The sequence below is a fragment of the Oceanobacillus sp. AG genome, assembly GCF_009746545.1.
GTDB classification, from domain to species: Bacteria; Bacillota; Bacilli; order Bacillales; family Amphibacillaceae; genus Oceanobacillus; species Oceanobacillus indicireducens.
The window spans coordinates 25,924-44,335 of record NZ_WOWT01000034.1 but is presented as its reverse complement, the minus strand read 5'-3'; the positions used below and the strand labels follow the sequence as shown (position 1 = coordinate 44,335).

Genomic DNA, 18,412 nt, shown 5'->3' with positions numbered 1-18,412 from the left:
TTAAAAAACTCCCCTCTATTAATATGAAAAAAACTTAGCACATTATAGCAGGGAAGTCTATTTTTAATCTGGAGGAATTTGAACAATTAGCAAGTGTTTTAGATGGAACAATGTGGAGCTTTACATTAATCCAAGAAGCACTGTGAAAAGTACAGCATATTTTACTTATTCCTTTTCTAAAATAACCTCATTATTTTCAATTTGTTTAAGGTTTTCTACCCAATCCTCTTTAGGGAATTGAATTTAGACTTATCAGATAATTTAACCGAAACTAATTCATAGTAACCTCCTTCTTCTTTACTCTCATCATTACTAGAATGCTCTGCTATTGCTTTATCATTTTGTTCTGTTACACCATTTGCATACGTATAAACTGCTATAAATGTACCAATCATTCCAAGGATAATCATTGCTGTTAATGAAATTATCATGGTACGCTTTTTTATTTTTTTTACATTCATCATCATATTTAGTCTCCTTTTTAAATGATTACCGTTATCAGACAGGGAAGAACAGAATTGAACTGGCAATCGTCTTGAACCTGTCATTACGCTTAGAATCGTTTCGCCTTACCGTATCTTTGACTACTTCTTCATCACAAGATAACTCACTCCACATATGAATGTCTTTACGGAGAACGTACACCAAAGGATTAAACCAGTGTAAAGCATTAGCGACTAACACTAGTGCCTTAATCCATAAATCATTACGTTTCAAGTGAATCAACTTATATGTAAGACCATACGCATATCTACATCTGCACTATTCTCCTTAGGGAGATAAATAGTTGGTTTTCGTAAACCAATCAGAATAGGACTTCGAACAACCGAACTATAGGCAAGGCGAACATCCTTTTTAATACCAAGAGTTCCCTTTATCCAAACAAGCTGTTTTGCTACCTCGGTATACTCGGAAACAGGAGTATTGGTATATTTTAATTCCTTTAAAAATTTTAAGTAACAATATACCTGCCAAGCACTAAATGTTATGAACCCTACTCCCCACATAATTATTAAGAGAATCGTAATGTTGGACGAAATGCTAAATGGAACAGATTGCAAATGCGGCACATAAGGTGTACTAGACTTCCATTCCTCAATACTTGATACGGTTGTAATTGCTTTCAAAGTGAACAAGGTCGAAACCCATTGAAAAAGAAGTGCAATAGGTAGCAAGTTAAAAACAATTGCCATTTTCCCTATCCTATAGTGCCATTTAATTGAGTTAGCATTTGGTAATAATAGGCGCAGTACAAAAAGACAAACAACAATGATACTTCCCGTAACAGTTAGCGAAAAAAGTAGTTGAATCATCATACTCATAAATACCACCTACTTTTCTGAGAACCATTTTTTTAATTCTTCAATATCTTCATTTGAAAGTTTACCACCATCATATAAAGCTGAAATTAGATTTTTAATCGAACCTTGATATAATCCGTCAAGTACATTTTTTGTTTCCATATACTTATAATCTTCAAACGAAATACGAGGAGTATATTTGTTCGTTCGCCCATGTTTTGTAACTGACAAAGCTCCTTTATTCACTAAACGTGATAAAAAGGTAGAAATAGTCTGTCCTTTCCATTCTTTTCCCTTTTGGCTAAACAAATGTAATAATTCGTTAGAAGTAACAGGAGGGTTGCATTCCCAAATGACTTCCATCACTTCCATTTCTGTATCCGATAACTTTTGAACTTTGTTCACAGTGAACACCTCTTTACTTTTCATCGTGCGTTCATAAGAAATTCATTCACTACAAGTTGTAGTAATTATAACCTACTATATATTGCAGTGCAATGTCAAGTGAAATAAATAATAAAATATAAACCGTTCCAAATATCAAATCATGCGGCTACTAGTCCACAAAGATAGTTTGGTGTACATGGACACAATGAATCGGTAAAGAGTATAACCATCTAACTCTCCAAGATGAGTTTATATGTAATATGCTATCGTTGTACTTTTAATTTTTGATACCAAGGTTCTTGATTCATTTACTTTCCTTCAATGCAAAAAAAAGATGTTAACTAAGGCATAAAATCTGACATCCTGTAATATGCTCCAAACCGTTGTGCCGTCAGGTGTTATTGGCTTTTGGAACAGTCTTTTATTGTTTTTCTACCCCCCTGTTAGAAACAGGGGGTAAGGGCAGGGCAAGCCCTGCCCGACAAAGACAGGTTTTACGGTTTGGGACCGTAAAACCCGCCTTTGTCGTCTGCTTTTGATAGCCCTTGTATTCCAGTATAAATCACTACAAAATCAACCTCTGGCTCTATTCGTGACTCCTTGTCCTTTTCTTTTACGATACCGCCAGGGTGGATCAGCATAAATGATGTTGTATTTCATCATTACCACTCCAAATCTAGTAAATTAAAAAGCGCCATTGATCGGTGAAATACCGTTCAAATGACGTTTTAGGTGTAAATTATAGATATGTTTAAGATCTTTAAAATTTTGCATACAAAAAAGACGTTTCTATCTTCCATAAAGGAATTAGTAAACGCCCAAGTTCAATTTACATAATGAAAGCGACTTGGCAAGTGAATCAAATGGCTCTTTCATGTAAATATCTATTTAGTTTTCTTAATTAAGTGAGTGAGATGAAGCTGTTTGCTTGCTGTTATACGGTTTTAAGTTGGGGTCTTATTGGGGCATTATCTTCACCGAATAGATGGACTCCTTTTTTATTTTGAAGCTTAAAAATAGGGAACCGAGCAGGAATAAAACTATCATAGCAAATGCAGATCAAATAAAGTAGAGCAGATATTCAAACGCAGGTTACATATGCTTGATGAGCAGTAAAATAATGGAACAGTTGTTTTACCAAGGGATTCCGATTACATTATTATTAACAGTGATTTTATTGGTTATATCAAGTATTAGAATAAAGAGGGAGAAGGTCTAAACAAAGAGCCAACTCCTCCAAGTAAAGGATACCCGTTCCTCCTGCTTTATGATAAAATAAGAGAGATGCACGAGTGTAGGAGGAAAGACCATGTATAATTTTGCAGCACATGTAGTAAAAATTATCTTGAATATTTTTGGAAGAATCAAAGTCTATCAGAAAGAAAAATTACCTGATAAAGGCGGATACATTATCGCTTGTACGCATACAGGCTGGGTTGATATTTTATGGCTTGGTGTATCTTTATTGCCAAATCAAATTCATTATATGGCAAAAAAGGAATTATTCCAGACGAAATTCACAAACTGGCTGATGAATGTTTTGAATGCATTCCCAGTCGACCGGGATAATCCGGGACCGAGCACGATTAAGATACCTCGTAAACTATTAAAGGAAGAGAAAATCATTGGAATTTTCCCGAGTGGAACGAGAACAACGGAGGAAGTTCCTCTAAAACGGGGTGCCGTGACGATTGCAGCTTATGGTAAAGCACCGATTATACCAGCAGCTTACGTTGGCCCGAACAACTTTAAAGACTTACTCAAATTCCAGAAGCCGAAGCTCATTTTCGGTGATCCAATTTATTTGCCGGAAGATCAGCCGCGAAGAGAAGCGATGGATACGATGATGGAAAAGCTGAATGATGAAATGCATAACTTGCAAAGACAATTGAAGGAAAAATAAGAGAGTGCAAAGACCTTATGAAAAACGGGGAAGAATGTTTATCATAAGGTCTTTCGTTTTTGGATAAGAACAATGAAAAAGACGATAAAGTGAAACTTCATTCAGTGGAGGAAAAAACACCCACTAAATGAAGATATAATTTACTTTTTAATGGATCGTAGTATTGCAACTGCAATTATGATAAGAGCGATGAATGGACCTACAAAGCTTACGATGAGAAAAATAAGTCCGTCCAAAAAAGCAACTCCTTTCTCCCCCAATCTTATCATGTTTAATCTTGGAGTAAAATATTTCAAAAAGTCGCAGGTCTTACGCTGAAAATACGTAAGACACGCGACTTTATTTTTATTTATACCAGGCGGAAGCTGCTTGTACTTCCGTCATCGTTAATTGGTGACCACGGTTTTCCCAATGGAGTTCAACTTCTGCTCCAGCATCGGCAAGTAGAGTGTGCAATTCCTCTGATTCCTGCGCTGGGCAAATTAGATCATTCGTCCCTGCTGCGATAAACACGCGCTTCCCAGTCAAGTCAGGCAAATCAATCTCTCTTCTTGGCACCATTGGGTGATGGAGAAGGGCTGCTTTCAGTGCATCTTGATAATGGAACATCAGACTCGCTGCAATATTTGCACCGTTGGAATATCCGACAGCAGTTATATTGTTCCGGTCGAGTTTATATTTCTCTGCCGCTTCATCAAGGAATTCATTTAACTCTTGCGTACGGAAAATCAAGTCCTCCTCATCGAATACTCCTTCTGCAAGCCGCTTGAAGAATCTTGGCATCCCATTTTCAAGGACATTGCCACGAACACTCAGTACGTTCGCGTCTTTATCGATAATTTCTGCAAGGGGAAGCAAGTCCTGTTCGTTTCCTCCGGTACCATGCAGTAAAAGTAATGTTGGTCTGGAAGGGTCATTGCCTTTTTGGAATACGTGTTTCATTTATATAATCTTCCTTTCTATACCGGTCTTTCGATACTGAATATATTGCCGATCGTGGCGTAGTCGTGGCCGGCAAGCCTGCTAACAGCTTTTAATTTGCCGTAATTGATCTTGCCTGCTTCATACACATCTTCAGCGATATGGAATCTATCCACCTTACCGATGATCAAATCGGCAGTAGTTATGTCATCCCGTCCAAGTTCGATTGCTTTTTCCAGTGTACATTCAAACCGGACTTTTGCTTGTTCGACGGCGGGAACAGCTACATCGGTACTACCTGCCAGATTCAGTTTGGTCACATCGATTTCACTTTTATTCGGGGGAAGGGACGCAGCTGTTTTATTGATTTCCGCTACATTATCCTCATCGACAATATGAATGACAAATTCTTTCGTATTGATTATATTTCTTGCTGAATCCTTCCGGGTGCCGTCCTTCCGTTGAATCGAAACAGCGAGCATCGGTGGATCGGTTGCAGCGATGTTGAAATAGCTGAATGGTGCTGCGTTTATGATACCGTCTGAAGATTTAGTTGTAATAAATGCGATTGGTCGTGGAATGATGGAGCCGATTAGCAGCTTATAATTTTCTCTTTCCGTTTGCTCTTCTGGATCAATCGAAAGCATGTTGCGGCACCTCCTGTCTGCATTATTTTCCACCGGCATTAAACAAGGTCGCCAGCTCGTTTACCTACTGTTTTAATCGTCTCGATCAGGATTTCTTTATGTTCTTCCGAGATACCTTCGAAGATTTCTTCAATCCGCGCCTGATGCTTAGGGAAAACTTCATTCATTACTTCTTTACCTTTATCCGTAATCTCAATATAAATAACGCGACGGTCGTCTTTACAATTCGTGCGGCGCAGTAATTCATTTTTCTCCAGTTTATCGATGACATACGTGATGGAACCTGTATTAATCAGCACCGCTTCAGATATTTGCTTGATTGTTTGTCTGCCTTTATGGTATAGTGCTTCCAGAATAGAAAAATCGGATAATTTCATACCATGGGCAGCGATGTCCTTTTTCACCATTTCTTCTAATGTCTTCGATGCTTTCATTAAAACAACAAACGATTTCAAAGATAAATTCTCACTCATCGTGATTAACTCCTTTTCATATATACTGAATTAAGATATATTTAATTAATTAAAAGTATAAAGGGAAAAATATCTTCTGTCAAGCATTCGCCTTAGCTGAAAATGAATAATAAAGAAAAAAGTAACCCTGCCTGGTCAACTTATTAGGCAGGGTCATTGTTTTTATCGGGCCATTTCACAAGCTGCATTCGACTATTGAAAAGGGTTGGATAGGACAGGAAGCCTAGAATAATACTCGTAACGGCCGCTGTCGTCAGCAATAGGAAGAGGATGAGAAGTTGAAATTGGACAGCTTGCACGGGATCGGCGCCTGCGATAATTTGTCCGCTCATCATGCCGGGGAGCTGGACGAGTCCGATTGTCTTCTGGCTTTCAATCGTCGGAATCATACTTGCTTTAATAGAGGTAATCAACGAGTAGTGGATTGCCTGTTTCGGTGTTCCTCCAAGAGAAAGAATAAGTTCCGTTTCCTCTTTCCTCGCTTCAATCTCAGCTGTGAAACGATTTAAGAAAAGAATCGAGAGAACCATCGAATTCCCGATTAGCATGCCACTGATTGGGATAATGTATTGGGCTTCTGCCGGTGTAATTTTAAAGCCGATCAGGATTCCCTGTGTGACGACTTCGATGATGATGAAGGTGAGCACGAGTTTCCACGTGATTCCTTGGATTGACGCACCTTTCTTCCTTGCGTTATGGGTTGCGGCGGTGATCATAAGAACAACCATCAAGAAAATATAAATTAGATTTTCAGATTCAAAGACGAAGGTTAAAATATAACCGACTGCAAGTAATTGGATGATCGATCGGATTGTTGCAATGATTGTGTCTTTCCCAAGGCCAAGGTTTAATGTCTTTGTCAGAATAAGAGGGATGAGTACGAAGACAAGCGCTAGCGATAATGTTAGAAAACTCATATGAAATCCCCCTTTGCAAATTGTTTTACTTTCTCGTTCTCTGGATTTTTGAGCAGGCTGCTCGGTCCGGATTCGATTAATTCACCATTCATCATAACCCACGTATCATCCCCGATTTGAGTGGCTTGGTTTAAATTATGGGTAATCCAGATAATCGTCACACCGTTTTCTTTGTTGATTTTTTCAATCAAGTTTTCAATATCATTGGTGGAAACTCGGTCAAGCGATGACGTGATTTCATCCAATAATAAAATTTCCGGCTGGTTCACAAGGGTTCTTGCGATGGATACTTTTTGCCTTTGTCCACCAGAAAGATCACCGACATCTCGCTTCAGCAAATCTTTATCCAAGCTTACCTTCGTAAGTAAATCGGCAGCTTCATCTTCGGTCAACGTTTCCCCGGCAAGCGTCCGAGGGAGTTGTAAATTTTTATAAACGGTGCCTTGAAGCATGGTCGCATTTTGCAAGGCTAGTCCAACATTTCTCCTTAGCTTTGTCGGCTCATATTCTTGGACATTTTTTGAGTAAATGGAAATCGTGCCGTGAGTTGGCGAGATTAGTCCATTGCAAAGTCGGAAAAGGGTTGTTTTCCCAGCGCCGGACGGGCCGACAAGGGAAGTGATTTTACCTTTCCGGAACGATCCGCTGACATTTTTAATAATTTTTAGCGGACCGTCAGAGTAAGAGACATTCTCCAATTCAATGGCGTATTCTGTATTCATATCTACGTACCTCTTTTCTAATCCGGTAATAAAACCGGAGTAACTATGTATCAGTTTACCCTATTTTGCTGAAAGAATTGGGACAGGGGGTCAGAGCAACTGTCCCAGTTGGGAGCGGGAATTTGTTTGTCGGTGACTTGGAATGCTGGAAATTCGTTGGAGATGGCACGGATAAGCATTATCAGTGCCATCCAGTTGGCTGAATAGGGAACGGGGCGGGCGCTTCAGTACCTTGACGAGATCCATACTTGATAAGAAGAGAGCTGATACATCTTATCAAAGCCCTAGTCCGCCGATAGGACACACGAAAGTGCACGGACAAAGCGTTCCAGATCCATCAGTCATCTGCATGCCATACACCACATCACCCACCGCTTCACCACAAATACTCCAATATCTCTTCAGAAAATAAATTCGTATCAATTGCGCACGCTTCTGCTTCAATCGCGTATTGCCATCCGAGTACCGGTGCAGCTTCTGGCCCTTCTGGATTAAACTCGGGAGCATTTTCTGGTGTCGTAATTTCCTGTTGCGGGTAGGCAGTCCAAACAATTGTACCTTTCTGGATATCCGCATCCAGCGCTTCAAATGCAAGCATTAAGTCACTGTCCTCATTAAATACCCCGTAAATTCCAGGTGCATAATCCGATGCAGTCAACGTATCGTACCATCCTTCGATAAAGGCGTGATCGACCGGATAGTCCGGTTCAATATCACCAAAGATGGCTACTCCTTCAGGCACCCCGACATTCACTGCAAACTGTATCGCCTGATTTGCATGCGTTACTCCTTGCCCATACCCGCGGGCATCATTTACATGATTATAAATAACGAGGATCTGAATATTATTTTCATGCAAAAAGTCAATTTCTGCAGCGTCAAGTCCAACAGACACACCATCCCGGTCGCCGAGGTATCGTCCCCAGACTTCCGGCTTTCCAACTTGATCTGCGACACATTGAAATAACTCCTCGTCCGTATAACTCGCCGAATCTACTCCCCAATAATACTGTTTTTCCTCGTCCTTATTATCCCCATTTCCATTCGTTTCTTCCTCATCCTCGGACGGGTCACTCGGTATCCCTGGAATGGGAATCTTTTGATCAAGGAAAAAATGCAATACAAAAGGTATTGCCACAATGAATACGACAAGCCCAATGATCAGCAACCATTCATCCCTTCTCAATCGGCATCCCCCATTTCTCCTTTGCAGTATATGAAAAGGGGGGATGCTTCGGTATAGGTGAGCTGTGCTAAGTTTTCTTCATATGCACATGCGCTTGTTCCTATTCATCAAGTATTTTTCTTTTCTCTTTTAACAGCGATTGAAATTCCTCTTCTAATTCGTCAGTCGGTTCCAAACTCAGTCTGCTCAAAACTTCCGAGATTCTTGTCTCGATGACGAGTAACTTTTGTTCCTTTGTATCAACTTCAACCTCCATGTTGCGATGTTTAAATTGTTCATAGCTCCCGTGAAAGTCGATGATCTCATTTTTCTTGATCGCCAGAATCCGTTCGGCAATTCGGCTGGTAAACATTCGGTCATGGGAAACGAAAACGATCGTGCCCTCGTATTCTTCCAACAGTGCCTCGAGCTCCTCCATCGCATAAATATCCAGGAAATTCGTCGGCTCATCTAAAATAAGGGTGTTACAAGCACTCACCATTAGTCTCGCAAGTGTGACCTTAACCCGTTCACCGCCGCTTAGCACATCCATTCGTTTATAGACAGCATCGCGGAAAAAATGCAGTCGCGCGAGCACGGTTCGGACGGTTGATTCTTCTTGGATAGCTGTTTCCATGACGTTCTCTAGGATTGATTTTTGTGGATCTAAAACATCCAGATTCTGACTAAAATAGCCGAGTTTTACCGCCGGGGAAATCGAAATGCCGGATTCTTCGTTTATTAACTTTTTGATTAAAGTCGTTTTCCCTGTTCCATTTTCTCCAATAATCGCTATTTTATCTCCACCTTTAATCTGAAAACTCGCCTCATTCCAAAGGACGTGCTCCCTGAAAGATTGTGCGATATGTTCAGCCCGAATGATGATTCTACCTTGCAGCGATTCCTGATTTGGGATTGACATTTTAATTGGCGGAAGCTCTTTTACTTTCTCCACCTTTTCCAATTTTTCAATCCGTGTTTCAATCGATTTCGCTACTTGTTGCAGCTTTTTCTGCTTTTTGGCGAAATAAGGTTTTGCACCTTTTAATCTCGCTTCTGAACTACTTAAATTTTTTGGCTTTTTTGTTGCCCGGTCTGCTTTTTTCTCCTTGAGCATAAGGGCATCTTCAAGTTGCTGTCTCTTCTGAACATAATTTTCATAAGCTTTCTCTTGCTCTTGGATTTTTTGCTCTTTCTGCTCGGTAAAGTCGGAATAGTTCCCTTTGTACACTTCAACTTTCCCATCCGCAATCTCCCAGATTGTTTCACATGTCGCATCAAGAAATGCACGGTCGTGGGAGACAATAATGATTGCGCCTTGGAGACGTGCGAACGTTTTTTCCAGTTTTTCAATTCTAACTGTATCGAGATTGGTTGTAGGTTCGTCCGCTAAAAGCAATTCAGTTTTGCGGGCTAAGGCTTTGTCGATATACTGCTGGGTTACTTCTCCGCCACTTTTCACCGTACTGGTTCGTTTTAATTGGGGGAGAAGGGTGGCAGTACCATTTCCGGAAATAGTTCCGGATTGGATGCTCCTTTTTCCCGCAATGATTTCAAGCAAGGTCGTTTTGCCAGAACCATTTCTGCCGACAAGTCCAATCCGTTCCTTGTCACGTATTTGTAGATGCTCAATGTCAAAGAGTTTCCGGCCTCCGATTTCATAAGTTACATCCGTTAATTCCTTTATAATCATAAAAACAACTCCTATTTTCGGGCATAAAAAAGCCCCTATAATCGTGTTTGAAATAGGAGTTAGAAAGCATGGGAAAATGAAAGGTCCCCGAATATAGTATGGTCAGCCAATCTAATCCTATTTCGAAACAAAAGTGCATGAGAAAGAAGCAGGTCTTCTGCTTGAACACTACATATCTCATCCGTTTCGCTTTTTAAAAATAGGATTAGTTTTTCATTGTCTCTTGGCTCACCCTTTCGATTCATGTTACTTTTATTATACTATATTTAATGAAGATTGAAAGGGGAAATTTTTAAACACAGAAAAAGCCAGCTTCTACCCTTGAAGCTGGCTCTTTCCCCGTCGTGGTGACCGTTTGCGCGGAAAATTCTGTTTCCTTGTTCTGTGATGACGGAATTGATTTACCCGTCTCGATTCTTAATATTTACTTCGTGCTGTTTTTACTTCAAACAGCTATTTGTTGCAGTTGCACTTTCACAAAAAATCACTTTCTTCAAACATGCAAGAGAATTGGAATCTCATGTTGTTGCTGACGGGATGATTCCGTCGTAAAGCAAATTTTCCGCCAAGGCTGTGCATTTCTCTATTAGAATCCGCTTCTTGATAAGTTGTTTGCTATGAAACACAAGTTATCATTCGGCTCGAATTCCAATAGTAGTTCGCCTTGTACTTTACTATACCCGTTCTGCAGTTCTTAAAACATAAAATAACATCTTTTTTAAAATTTTTTTATGGAAGAGGAAAGTAGCGCTGGTGATTAAAAGAATTCGTGGTTTTTCTTTTCTTTTTTCGTATAGTAATCAATGAAAGGTTGAGCCATCCTGTTGCTTTATTTCCGATTCTTGTGTTCGTCCTGATGGAATGGGAGAACAAAGGAGTTTTATTCTCCGCTCATAGCGCCTATCTTGCTGGAATGGGAAAATAAACAGGTTTTATGTTCCGATTCTTGTGCTCTTCTTGCTGGAATGGGAGAACAAAGGAGTTTTATTCTCCGCTCATAGCGCTTATCTTGCTGGAATGGGAAAACAAACAGGTTTTATTTTCCGATTCTTGTGCTTTTCTTGCTGGAATGGGAAAACAACCAGGTTTTATTCTCCGCTCGTAGCGCTTATCTTGCTGGAGTGGGAAAACAACCAGGTTTTATTCTCCGCTCATAGCGCTCATCCTGCTGGAATGGGAAAACAACTAAGATTTATTCTCTCATCGTTGCACCGATCCCGCTCGAATAGGAAAATAAATGATTTTTATCCTCTCATCATTGCACTTACCCGCCCACACAGAGCGCCCCAGACAAAAACTGCACTCATGCAGCATAAGTCAAGTTTTGAAGAAAGAATTAAAAAAACATCTTTACAACCCAAACCATTTCCCTTATAGTAAAGATACCTAATTATTCTAGGTAGGTGAAAAATATGTTTAATCGTGAACTCGTAAAAGGGAGTACGTCCATTCTTGTGCTGCAATTGCTAAATGAACGGGATATGTATGGCTATGAACTCGTGAAGGAAATGGCAAAAAGAAGTGATGATCAACTGCAAATGAAGGAAGGGACGCTTTACCCTGCGCTTCATAAAATGGAAAAACAAGATTATGTTGAACATTACTGGAAGCAACAAGAAAAAGGGCCGGCCCGCAAATATTACCGGATTACCGAAGAAGGAAAAGAAATTCTAGCTGAACGGACTTCCGAATGGAAGCAGTATGTTCAGGTTATGAATAATCTTATTGGAAGAAATGAGATATGAACGTGGAGGCACAACGGTTTCTCCATGAGCTTGAAAAAGCATTGGAAGAAGATCCGAACCGTGCAGAAATTATTGCAGAATATCGCATGCATGTAGAAGAGATGCTGGCGGAAATAACAGAAAATAATGCGGACATTTATAACCTGCTTGTTACCCGGCTGGGTTCTCCGGAAGAACTGGCAGAACTTTGGAAAGAAGAAAAGTCCGTTACGCCGAAGAAAATGCAGCGGCTATTCGTTTTTCTTAATATCGCAATATTTGTTGGTGGTGTGCTTTTTACGATTGGTTACAATGTCCTCGGTTGGAAGTGGCTTGGGGTCCTTTGGGAAAGTTTAACCGAATCGACGACAATTATTATTTTAGTCTATTTATTTTTCTGGGGTTTGCTTGGCTATGAAATCGGCAAAGCCTTAGGAGCACGTGGAAAAAAGGTGCTTACCCGGACGTTCCTCATCGGGATCATTCCGAATCTGTTGCTTATGTATTTGATTGTTTTTCGACTGATTCCTTATGAATGGTTCGATCCACTACTCGATCAATCTTTTATCGTGCTCAGTATCCTTTGTACCGTGGCATTATATCCGATTAGTTTAATCGGTTACCACTGGGGAAGAAAAGCGTCTGTTTAGTCGGACTGGATACATTCGTTCAGTCCGAAAGAGTATGAATGATTTTTACCTATGTACATAGTTTATCTATATACATAGGAATTCTATGTATATAGGAGCGTTTACCATGCGGACAAAACAAAGAGAATGGCTATTTGTAGCAGCTTGTCTGTTGCTCGGATTCCTGGCTAATGTCAGCTTTTTATACGGGAAGATTGGAATATCTTATCTTATCTTCATCGCGGTCTTTTATACCGTGTTATTTGTGCGGTTTGGTTTTACCTTTGAACACCGGCGAATCGGCTTGTTACTTATGGCGGGAATCTGGTTGCTTGCAGGAAGTTTCCTGTTCTTTGACAGTACGATATTTTACGTATTGAACCTACTCGTTATCCCGGCTGTTGTATTCTTCCATATCGTCTTAATTACTAGCCCGGCGAAATTGAACTGGGGTAAGTTATCCTTTATCAGACTCGTAACTGGAAAGCTTGCAGATGCCCTCCTTTATTTGACGAACTATTTACGTTATATCGGAAGAATCGTTGCCCGCAGTAGAAGGCGGGTGAAAAACAGGACATTAAGACAGATTCTTATAGGAATCCTGCTCGCTGTCCCAATCCTAGTCATTGTTGTGCCACTCTTAATGGCTGCGGATGCGGTCTTCCAAGAGCAAATCGAAAATCTATTCGTTTTCCGAATCGACGTGAATTTTGTTGAAATTGGGTTCCGTCTCGCCTTTACGGTCATTGCAGCGCTTTTCTTCTTCTGTATTTTTCAAGTCATTGGGAAGAAGACGAAGCGCGAGATAGAAATTTGTGAGACACCAAATAAGAGAAATTGGCCGGGGATTGTTGCGGCAACGACTCTACTTATATTAAATGTGGTATATATGCTGTTTATCGCTGTACAGTTTCAATATTTCTTTCATGAAGGGCTGCTTGATGGTTTTACGTATGCCGATTATGCAAGAAGAGGTTTCTTTGAGTTAATTCTCGTAACACTGATTAACTGGACGATTTTACTCGTATTCATGAAACGGGTGAAAGAGGAGGGCGGCAAGCAAAAACGAATCTTGCAAACCTTATATTCTGCTCTGATTGTCGCTAGTGGCATCTTGCTTATATCTGCCTGGCAGCGGCTAACGCTTTATGAAACGGCGTACGGTTTTACAATTGACCGGTTGCTTGCCCATTATTTCATGGCATTTTTACTCGTAATTTTTGCTTATACACTCATTCGTGTATGGTTAGAGAATCTGCCCATTTTACATTTTTATCTGATTTGTGCATTTCTTTTTTATGCCATGTTAAATGCGGTCAACTTAGAAGAAACGATCGTGGAAAACAATATGGAACGCTATAAGGTAACAGGGAAAATTGATATTCATTATTTCTATACCCTAGGTGCTGAGGGAGTGAAAGGACTTGTTCAGTTGTATGAACAGGAACCGGAAATCCCGGAACTAAAGAGTTTATTAATAGATAAAAAGATAGAGCTTGAAAATGGAGAATATGAATCCTGGCAAGCATTTAACTTTGCGAGGAATGAAGCGAAAGAATTACTGGAAGAGCTTGAGCTCTAAACTTAATGGAGGTGGATCGTCGTGGTCGATATACCGAAACATGTCGGGATCATAATGGATGGTAATGGAAGATGGGGAAAATCCCGGGGACTCACGAGAAGTGAGGGGCACTATGCTGGAGTTCAAGCGATGGAAAAAGCGATTGATGCAAGTATTGCTCTTGGTGTCGAAGCGTTGACTTTATACGCCTTTTCTTCAGAGAACTGGGCGCGGGCCAAGGAAGAAGTCAATTATCTGATGCGGCTGCCGATTCGTTTTTTTAAATCGAAACTTCCTGAATTTATGCGACGTAATGTGAAAATCACCATATCAGGAAATATGGATGAGCTGCCAAAAGCAACGCGGAAAACATTGCAACAGTCGATTGATCGGACAAAGAATAATACAGGGCTGATCGTTAACTTCGCCTTTAATTACGGTGGAAGGGGCGAGATTGTGCAGGCTGTGCAGCACGTGATTCGTGACATGCAGGAAAAAAATATAGAGCTGGATGAAGAAACAATTGAAAACTATCTTTATACTGGTGGATTGCCGGCGCTTGATTTAGTTATCCGGACGGGTGGCGAGCAACGGCTAAGTAATTTCCTTTTATGGCAAGCTGCCCATGCCGAACTTTATTTTACGGATATTTATTTCCCGGATTTTGATGAGGCGGACATGCAAGCAGCAATTTATGAATATCAGGAGCGCAGAGCGGTTTATGATTTTGCGGAAATGTATCGTAAGGCAAAATGAATAGCTTAAAAGTTGAATAAAACTAAAAGTAGGATAGTTGTAGTGTGTGGATTCTTGGTGAGTTGGCTTTAACGTAATAATAAATGATTCATGGAAGAGGTGACCTTTAGCATGAATACAGCCAGAGAACGTTTACTTAAAATCATAGAGAAAATACCTGATCAGGAAGTAGATGAAATTTTAGACTTCGCTGAATATTTAGCAGCTAAGCAAGAAAAGAGAGTATCTGATGATTTAACAAAGGTTAGTGAAAGCAGCTTAGATTTTTGGGATAATGATATCGATGGTGAGGTCTGGAACAATTAAAACTAAGGTGATATTCTTTTACTAAATAATTAGACTAAAAATGGACTGGTGCACAGTCCATTTTTATTTTTCCAAAACACGGATAAACCGCTCTCGGAATTTCTCTCTGTCTTCGTTTGAGAAGGCTTTCGGTCCTTTCGTGCGCTTTCCGGCCTTTCTCGCTTGAGCACTCAGGTAACGCGTTTGCAGCAGCTCATCGATATTCTTATTCGTATACATAAAACCTTTATGATGCATGACAAGACAGCCCTTCGGAAGAGCGAGGGAGGCGAGGCCGTAATCTTGCGTAATGACAAGATCCCCCTTTTTGGCAAGCTTCATAATCCGGTAATCTGCCGCGTCTCTGGCGTTATCAACATAAATTGTCTCGACACCTGGCGGGTTTTCTTGCAAGGAAAAATGAGAAATGCTCGTTACGAGAAAAACATTCAAATCCCTTCGTACCGCTTCATTGATAATAATTTCCTTCACTGGGCACGCATCCGCGTCAACATAAATATTCATCCTTCACACTCCTTGAGTCATCTCCTCCTAGCATACCAAAATTTAGTTGCATTCTATACAAAAATATTGTATAGTACATTACATGAGTAATGCACTACATCAGAGGAGGTGCAGGCCTGATGATTGATCCAAATGGCGGAAGACCAATTTATATCCAAATAGCTGAATGGATAGAAACAGAAATATTGAATGATAATTTCAAGGCCGATGATAAGGTCTACTCCCAATATCAGCTGGCGGAGATGTTTACGATCAATCCGGCAACAGCGGCCAAGGGTTTGAACGTCTTGACGGATGAACATATTTTGTACGGGAAGCGGGGACTTGGAAAGTTTGTGACAACAGAAGCAAAAGCAATTATTACCGATAAAAGGAAAAATGAAAAGCTGAAGGGATTATTAACGGAAGTTGCTCTTGAAGCAAAGCGATTGCAAGTAGGCGAGGGAGAGCTGATCGAAATGTTGCAACAAGCGATTACAGATGTGAAGGGGGATTAACATGAAGGTGATTGAATGCAGGGATCTAACGAAAAGAATGATTGGAAGAAACGCATTGAACCAGCTAAGTTTCACATTGGAAGGCGATAAAATTACCGGATTAATCGGCCGTAACGGGGCGGGGAAAACAACGCTCATGAAGATCCTTGCCGGGTATTGGCATAAGACTTCGGGTAAGGTCGAAGTATTTTCCGAGCGGCCATTTCAAAATTTAAACGTATCCGTGAATGCGATTTATGTGGATGATCAAATGAAGTTCAGCCATACATTGACACTGGAAGATATATTAAAAGAAGCAGCACGTTTTTATCCGAACTGGGATGCTGTTCTTGCGGAGCGTCTCTTTGACTATTTTTCCTTTCACCCAAAAGAGAAGCATGGTTATTTATCGAAAGGGAAGAAGAGCACGTTCAATATGATTATTGGGCTTGCGTCAAGATGCAAGCTGACGATGTTTGATGAGCCGACAACGGGGATGGACGCATCTGTAAGAAAAGACTTTTATCGGGCTCTGTTAAAAGATTATCTGGCACATCCAAGAACAATTCTTTTATCGAGTCATCATTTGGAAGAAATGGAGGACTTGCTGGAGGAAATCATTTTAATCGATGAGGGGCAAGTTGTCTTGCATGAGTCGATGGATGAATTGAAGGAATACGCGCAAGGAATAACTGGAAGAGCGGAAATATTGGAGCCATTGCTTGCGGATGAAGAAGTAATCTATGAAACGCGAGTAGGCGATTATTCCACTTATGCCGCTGTAAAATCAGACAGTCCCGTTATACGGAAGGCGAAACAACATGGGATGACTACAGGACCTGTGCCGCCAAATGATTTATGTATTTATCTGACTGCAAAGCAAAAGGGAGGGATAGATGATGTCTTTAAATAAGATGGATCTTTCTACTGCTGTGAAAAAACAATTAAACTATAAGATGAAAGTATATGTTGGCATGTTTAGCTCACTTGTCCTTGTTCAAGTTATTGGAATCTTTTTCTCCGTCGTTAGTCCGTTACAGGGATATTCTACAATGGACTACGTGGAGATTGAGTACATGAATTATAATACGCTCAATATTATTACATTGACTTCACTCTGGGCACTTATTCATGCGATTATCATGACGACAAAGAATGAATGGGAGAACGCCTTTCCTTTTGTGGGAAATACGCTTAGTAATCATTTGGCGAATATGATCTTCCTCGTTGGAGCAAGCATCGTTGCCGGGATTGTAACAATACTTGCATCATTTACGGTTCGAGTGTATCTTTATTATTTTACAGATGAACTGTTCGTTATGTCACCGGGATTCGTCTTAAACGGTGGAGAATTGTTCGCTGGGACAGTAACGGTAATTCTCCATTTTCTATTACTCTGTGCGGTCGGCTATTTACTAGGTACGGTGACGAGGCTGCATCGTTTGCTTCCCGTCCTGTTGCCAATTGTGGTTATTGGGCTATTGATTACTATAAATTATATCAACCATGAATGGATGATGAATACGATAGATTTCTATTACGGGGAAACAAGCATGGCTGTATTCCTTATGAAAATAGTTGTTACAGCTGGGATACTATTTGCTTGTTCCATTGCTATATCAAGCAGAACGGAGGTTAGAAAATGAGTATACTTTTCACGATACTGCTTCTCCTTGTTATAATCGGATTTCCGTTCTTATTGAGAAGGTTGCAGATAAGTAGATTAGGTTACTGGCTACTTGGCGGGTATTTCATCCTATTAATTGCTTCTGTTATTGCATATACATTTATCCCAACAGAGGAATTTGTGGATGAGGAAGAGCTGCCAGCGGAGATGACAAATCGGATTTACCTTGTCCATGAAATATTGGATCAAGGAGTGCCACTGGAGGAATTTGAGCAATATAAGAAAGAAGAATGGGAATTTCCCACGGCTACAGAGGAAAGTTTTTCATTATATGCCAGTCCAGATTACCAATTTCCGGTCATCATAAAAAGGGTGGAGGATCAGGAGGCCATTCATGTTGATTATTATGAGGTAACGCCTGAGATTGATGTGGAACCAGTCTATGATGAAGGTGAAGTCACGGTCTACAATCATAATGGGGAGCTAACGCTTGAAGTACTTGGATATAAACTTTATCGTTTCAATAGTATGGAGAAAGGATTTCCATTTAACCAATTTGAAGAAGAAGAGGATCATTCTTGGATTTATTATGATGTATTCGATGATGAGAGAATGTTTTATATTACAATTCCAGCAGATATCGAATTAAACGTTCATCCGGATACGGATGTCCACTGGTTAAATTAAGAAAAAAGTCGGC

Annotated in this window: 21 protein-coding genes and 1 pseudogene; 10 read left to right on the top strand and 12 right to left on the bottom strand. The window is 40.3% G+C overall.

Annotation, left to right across the window (positions count from 1 at the left end; all coding sequences use genetic code 11):
* Positions 1 to 215: 215 nt before the first annotated feature.
* The 4 genes and pseudogenes from GN217_RS16030 to GN217_RS16010 form a co-directional block, all read right to left on the bottom strand.
* The gene (locus GN217_RS16030; RefSeq protein WP_156857662.1) at positions 216 to 467 is read right to left on the bottom strand and encodes a hypothetical protein; all 252 of its coding nucleotides are present in this window, start codon (positions 465 to 467) and stop codon (positions 216 to 218) included.
* Between the two features lie 31 nt (positions 468 to 498).
* Positions 499 to 1,313: pseudogene (locus GN217_RS16020) on the bottom strand (M56 family metallopeptidase).
* 18 nt (positions 1,314 to 1,331) lie between these two features.
* Positions 1,332 to 1,706 carry a BlaI/MecI/CopY family transcriptional regulator gene (locus tag GN217_RS16015; protein ID WP_156857659.1) on the bottom strand — a complete coding sequence of 125 codons (375 nt, stop codon included), beginning with the start codon at positions 1,704 to 1,706 and terminating at the stop codon, positions 1,332 to 1,334.
* Positions 1,707 to 2,182: 476 nt separating this feature from the next.
* Entirely contained in the window at positions 2,183 to 2,329 is a 147-nt protein-coding gene (locus tag GN217_RS16010; RefSeq protein WP_156857658.1) for a hypothetical protein, read from the bottom strand.
* Between the two features lie 668 nt (positions 2,330 to 2,997).
* On the opposite strand from GN217_RS16010, the gene GN217_RS16005 reads away from it, so the two are divergent.
* Positions 2,998 to 3,591, top strand: a complete 594-nt coding sequence (locus tag GN217_RS16005) for a lysophospholipid acyltransferase family protein (RefSeq protein WP_156857657.1) — start codon at positions 2,998 to 3,000, stop codon at positions 3,589 to 3,591.
* A 345-nt stretch (positions 3,592 to 3,936) separates the two neighbouring features.
* Here GN217_RS16005 and GN217_RS16000 read toward each other — a convergent pair whose 3' ends face one another.
* The 7 genes from GN217_RS16000 to GN217_RS15970 all read right to left on the bottom strand — a co-directional run bounded on the left by GN217_RS16000 (position 3,937) and on the right by GN217_RS15970 (position 10,129).
* Entirely contained in the window at positions 3,937 to 4,533 is a 597-nt protein-coding gene (locus GN217_RS16000; protein ID WP_156857656.1) for an alpha/beta hydrolase, read from the bottom strand.
* Between the two features lie 17 nt (positions 4,534 to 4,550).
* Complete coding sequence (locus GN217_RS15995) at positions 4,551 to 5,159, bottom strand: flavin reductase family protein (RefSeq protein WP_156857655.1); 609 nt, start codon at positions 5,157 to 5,159, stop codon at positions 4,551 to 4,553.
* A 38-nt stretch (positions 5,160 to 5,197) separates the two neighbouring features.
* A complete protein-coding gene (locus tag GN217_RS15990; RefSeq protein ID WP_156857654.1) occupies positions 5,198 to 5,632 on the bottom strand; it encodes a MarR family winged helix-turn-helix transcriptional regulator in 435 nt (144 codons plus the stop codon).
* A gap of 143 nt (positions 5,633 to 5,775) precedes the next feature.
* On the bottom strand, positions 5,776 to 6,549 hold the full coding sequence (locus GN217_RS15985) for an ABC transporter permease (RefSeq protein ID WP_156857653.1): 774 nt from the start codon (positions 6,547 to 6,549) through the stop codon (positions 5,776 to 5,778).
* Positions 6,546 to 7,271: an ABC transporter ATP-binding protein gene (locus GN217_RS15980; RefSeq protein ID WP_156857652.1), complete on the bottom strand. Its 726-nt coding sequence runs from the start codon at positions 7,269 to 7,271 to the stop codon at positions 6,546 to 6,548. Before GN217_RS15980 ends, GN217_RS15985 begins: the two co-directional genes overlap by 4 nt.
* 376 nt (positions 7,272 to 7,647) lie before the next feature.
* On the bottom strand, positions 7,648 to 8,457 hold the full coding sequence (locus GN217_RS15975; RefSeq protein ID WP_156857651.1) for a glycoside hydrolase domain-containing protein: 810 nt from the start codon (positions 8,455 to 8,457) through the stop codon (positions 7,648 to 7,650).
* Positions 8,458 to 8,557: 100 nt separating this feature from the next.
* Positions 8,558 to 10,129: a Vga family ABC-F type ribosomal protection protein gene (locus tag GN217_RS15970; protein ID WP_156857650.1), complete on the bottom strand. Its 1,572-nt coding sequence runs from the start codon at positions 10,127 to 10,129 to the stop codon at positions 8,558 to 8,560.
* 1,412 nt (positions 10,130 to 11,541) lie between these two features.
* On the opposite strand from GN217_RS15970, the gene GN217_RS15965 reads away from it, so the two are divergent.
* The 5 genes from GN217_RS15965 (at position 11,542) to GN217_RS15945 (ending at position 15,105) form a co-directional block, all read left to right on the top strand.
* Entirely contained in the window at positions 11,542 to 11,874 is a 333-nt protein-coding gene (locus GN217_RS15965) for a PadR family transcriptional regulator (RefSeq protein WP_156857649.1), read from the top strand.
* Positions 11,871 to 12,503: an HAAS signaling domain-containing protein gene (locus GN217_RS15960; protein ID WP_156857648.1), complete on the top strand. Its 633-nt coding sequence runs from the start codon at positions 11,871 to 11,873 to the stop codon at positions 12,501 to 12,503. The genes GN217_RS15965 and GN217_RS15960 overlap by 4 nt, the downstream gene beginning before the upstream one ends.
* A 106-nt stretch (positions 12,504 to 12,609) precedes the next feature.
* Positions 12,610 to 14,064, top strand: a complete 1,455-nt coding sequence (locus GN217_RS15955; protein ID WP_198042689.1) for a DUF4153 domain-containing protein — start codon at positions 12,610 to 12,612, stop codon at positions 14,062 to 14,064.
* A gap of 21 nt (positions 14,065 to 14,085) precedes the next feature.
* Positions 14,086 to 14,799 carry an undecaprenyl pyrophosphate synthase gene (locus GN217_RS15950; protein WP_232334468.1) on the top strand — a complete coding sequence of 238 codons (714 nt, stop codon included), beginning with the start codon at positions 14,086 to 14,088 and terminating at the stop codon, positions 14,797 to 14,799.
* Between the two features lie 90 nt (positions 14,800 to 14,889).
* Entirely contained in the window at positions 14,890 to 15,105 is a 216-nt protein-coding gene (locus tag GN217_RS15945) for a DUF2281 domain-containing protein (protein WP_232334467.1), read from the top strand.
* A 63-nt stretch (positions 15,106 to 15,168) separates the two neighbouring features.
* On the opposite strand, the gene GN217_RS15940 is transcribed toward GN217_RS15945, so the two are convergent.
* Positions 15,169 to 15,609 carry a YaiI/YqxD family protein gene (locus GN217_RS15940; protein ID WP_156857646.1) on the bottom strand — a complete coding sequence of 147 codons (441 nt, stop codon included), beginning with the start codon at positions 15,607 to 15,609 and terminating at the stop codon, positions 15,169 to 15,171.
* A 116-nt stretch (positions 15,610 to 15,725) separates the two neighbouring features.
* Here GN217_RS15940 and GN217_RS15935 point away from each other — a divergent pair, with 116 nt between their 5' ends.
* Genes GN217_RS15935 through GN217_RS15920 form a run of 4 tightly spaced genes read left to right on the top strand, consistent with a single transcriptional unit; the run spans position 15,726 to position 18,399 of the window.
* On the top strand, positions 15,726 to 16,106 hold the full coding sequence (locus GN217_RS15935) for a GntR family transcriptional regulator (protein ID WP_156857664.1): 381 nt from the start codon (positions 15,726 to 15,728) through the stop codon (positions 16,104 to 16,106).
* Position 16,107: 1 nt separating this feature from the next.
* Entirely contained in the window at positions 16,108 to 16,998 is an 891-nt protein-coding gene (locus GN217_RS15930) for an ATP-binding cassette domain-containing protein (protein WP_156857645.1), read from the top strand.
* Positions 16,985 to 17,731: a hypothetical protein gene (locus GN217_RS15925; protein ID WP_198042688.1), complete on the top strand. Its 747-nt coding sequence runs from the start codon at positions 16,985 to 16,987 to the stop codon at positions 17,729 to 17,731. The genes GN217_RS15930 and GN217_RS15925 overlap by 14 nt, the downstream gene beginning before the upstream one ends.
* On the top strand, positions 17,728 to 18,399 hold the full coding sequence (locus GN217_RS15920) for a hypothetical protein (protein WP_156857643.1): 672 nt from the start codon (positions 17,728 to 17,730) through the stop codon (positions 18,397 to 18,399). Before GN217_RS15925 ends, GN217_RS15920 begins: the two co-directional genes overlap by 4 nt.
* Positions 18,400 to 18,412: the final 13 nt, after the last annotated feature.

Excerpts from the sequence above, each read along its gene's own strand:
- GN217_RS15980 (WP_156857652.1), bottom strand. The coding sequence starts at position 7,271 with ATGAATACAGAATACGCCATTGAATTGGAGAATGTCTCTTACTCTGAC.
- GN217_RS15940 (WP_156857646.1), bottom strand. The coding sequence starts at position 15,609 with ATGAATATTTATGTTGACGCGGATGCGTGCCCAGTGAAGGAAATTATT.
- GN217_RS15930 (WP_156857645.1), top strand. The coding sequence starts at position 16,108 with ATGAAGGTGATTGAATGCAGGGATCTAACGAAAAGAATGATTGGAAGA.
- GN217_RS16005 (WP_156857657.1), top strand. The coding sequence starts at position 2,998 with ATGTATAATTTTGCAGCACATGTAGTAAAAATTATCTTGAATATTTTT.
- GN217_RS15995 (WP_156857655.1), bottom strand. The coding sequence starts at position 5,159 with ATGCTTTCGATTGATCCAGAAGAGCAAACGGAAAGAGAAAATTATAAG.
- GN217_RS15965 (WP_156857649.1), top strand. The coding sequence starts at position 11,542 with ATGTTTAATCGTGAACTCGTAAAAGGGAGTACGTCCATTCTTGTGCTG.
- GN217_RS15985 (WP_156857653.1), bottom strand. The coding sequence starts at position 6,549 with ATGAGTTTTCTAACATTATCGCTAGCGCTTGTCTTCGTACTCATCCCT.
- GN217_RS15955 (WP_198042689.1), top strand. The coding sequence starts at position 12,610 with ATGCGGACAAAACAAAGAGAATGGCTATTTGTAGCAGCTTGTCTGTTG.
- GN217_RS16010 (WP_156857658.1), bottom strand. The coding sequence starts at position 2,329 with ATGCTGATCCACCCTGGCGGTATCGTAAAAGAAAAGGACAAGGAGTCA.
- GN217_RS15920 (WP_156857643.1), top strand. The coding sequence starts at position 17,728 with ATGAGTATACTTTTCACGATACTGCTTCTCCTTGTTATAATCGGATTT.
- GN217_RS15970 (WP_156857650.1), bottom strand. The coding sequence starts at position 10,129 with ATGATTATAAAGGAATTAACGGATGTAACTTATGAAATCGGAGGCCGG.
- GN217_RS15990 (WP_156857654.1), bottom strand. The coding sequence starts at position 5,632 with ATGAGTGAGAATTTATCTTTGAAATCGTTTGTTGTTTTAATGAAAGCA.
- GN217_RS15960 (WP_156857648.1), top strand. The coding sequence starts at position 11,871 with ATGAACGTGGAGGCACAACGGTTTCTCCATGAGCTTGAAAAAGCATTG.
- GN217_RS16000 (WP_156857656.1), bottom strand. The coding sequence starts at position 4,533 with ATGAAACACGTATTCCAAAAAGGCAATGACCCTTCCAGACCAACATTA.
- GN217_RS15945 (WP_232334467.1), top strand. The coding sequence starts at position 14,890 with ATGGAAGAGGTGACCTTTAGCATGAATACAGCCAGAGAACGTTTACTT.
- GN217_RS16030 (WP_156857662.1), bottom strand. The coding sequence starts at position 467 with ATGATGATGAATGTAAAAAAAATAAAAAAGCGTACCATGATAATTTCA.
- GN217_RS15925 (WP_198042688.1), top strand. The coding sequence starts at position 16,985 with ATGTCTTTAAATAAGATGGATCTTTCTACTGCTGTGAAAAAACAATTA.